Origin of the sequence: Dietzia sp. DQ11-38-2 (assembly GCF_014145055.1) — a bacterium.
Classification (GTDB): domain Bacteria; phylum Actinomycetota; class Actinomycetes; order Mycobacteriales; family Mycobacteriaceae; genus Dietzia.
In genome coordinates, this window is record NZ_JAALDW010000393.1 from 1 (window position 1) to 1637 (window position 1637).

2 protein-coding genes are annotated in these 1637 nt (G+C 71.0%); one reads left to right on the top strand and one right to left on the bottom strand.

The annotated features are described in order from the left end of the window. Window positions 1–299 (bottom strand): TetR family transcriptional regulator (locus G6026_RS12975; RefSeq protein WP_182613421.1); only part of this gene is annotated, 299 nt, incomplete at its 3' end. Window positions 300–417: 118 nt separating this feature from the next. On the opposite strand from G6026_RS12975, the gene bioB reads away from it, so the two are divergent. Then, window positions 418–1539 carry a biotin synthase BioB gene (bioB, locus tag G6026_RS12980; RefSeq protein WP_182613422.1) on the top strand — a complete coding sequence of 374 codons (1122 nt, stop codon included), beginning with the start codon at window positions 418–420 and terminating at the stop codon, window positions 1537–1539. Window positions 1540–1637 lie beyond the last annotated feature (98 nt).

The following is a 1637-nucleotide window of genomic DNA, read 5'->3' on the forward strand; positions in this document are numbered from 1 at the left end:
AGCCCCAGCGCCACGATCTCGGCCCCGTCCGGCACTCCCGCGACGGCGTTCCGCAGCGCGCGGGTCACGCCGCGCAACTCGTCGGCGGCCGACTCGCCGGCCTCCACCGGGGCCACCTCCGCCAGGACCCGTTCGGCGACAGCGGTGAGCAGCGCCTGCTTGGACGGGAAGTGCCAGTACAGCGCGCTCGGCTGGACGTTCAGCCGGGTCGCGAGGGTGCGCATGGACATGCCGGGCAACCCCGCCTCGTGCAGGAGTCCGAGCGCGGTGTCGACGACGGCCGACTTGGTGAGTGCCACGACAGGTCACCCTATCGCCCCGCCCGCCGCTCCGACGCGCCTGCAACCTGAACGCTGTACAAGTCGGCGAATTCCCGCTACCTTAACGGCGTTCAATGAACGGCGTTCAGGAGGAACCATGGCCACCACGACCACCCGTTGGCACGAGCTCGCGGACCGCATTCTCGACGGCGGGGCGATCGACGCGACCGAGGCGCTCGCCGTGCTCGACTCATCGGACGCCGAGCTCATGGAGGTGGTCGCGGCCGCGTCCCGGCTGCGGTTCGAGCACTTCGGCAACAAGGTCAAGGTCAACTACCTGGTCAACCTCAAGAGCGGCCTGTGCCCGGAGGACTGCTTCTACTGCTCGCAGCGCCTCAACTCCACCGCCGGCATCCTGCGGTACACCTGGTTGAACACGGACGAGGCCGTCACCGCGGCCAAGGCGGGAATCGCCGCCGGGGCCTCGCGCGTGTGCCTGGTCGCCAGCGGCACAGGCCCGAGCAACCGCGAGGTCGGCAAGGTCTCCGACATCATCGAGGCCATCAAGTCCGACACCCCGGGCGTCGAGGTGTGCGCCTGCCTCGGCGCGCTCAAGGACGGCCAGGCCGAGAAGCTCTGCGCGAGCGGCGCCGACGCCTACAACCACAACCTCAACACGGCGGAGAGCCACTACGAGGAGATCTGCACGACCCACACCTACGCCGACCGCGAGCACACCGTGAGCCAGGCGCACGGCGCGGGCCTGTCGGCGTGCTCGGGCTTCATCGCCGGCATGGGCGAGACCCGCGAGCAGCTGGTCGAGCTGGCCTTCGACCTGCGCGCCAAGGGCGTCGACTCAATCCCGGTGAACTTCCTGCTGCCCTTCGACGGCACCCCCCTCGAGGGCGTGGACACGCTCAACCCGCGCGACTGCCTGCGCATCCTCGCGATGGTGCGGTTCGTCGCCCCCGACACCGAGATCCGGATGGCCGCCGGCCGCGAGCGCCACCTCGGCTACCTCCAGGGCATGGGCCTCTACGTGGCCAACTCGCTGTTCCTCGGCGACTACCTCACCTCCGAGGGCCAGCCCGGCGGTGAGGACCTGCAGATGATCGCCGACGCCGGCCTCGAGGTGCTGCAGAGGGAGGATGCCGCCGGGGCGGGCGAGGTCACCCACGCCGCCGCCCCTGTCACGGCTCCCGCCGCGCCGGCCACGCAGGAGAAGAAGGTGGCCATCCGCACGCGCGGTGCCGGCACCAGCGAGCCCGCGAACGCCTGACATGTCCGCCCCGCTGCGCCTCACCTCGTCCTCCGCTCCGAACCCCGCCACGCTCCTGGCCGCGGACGCCGAGCACGTGTGGCACCCGTACGGCGGGA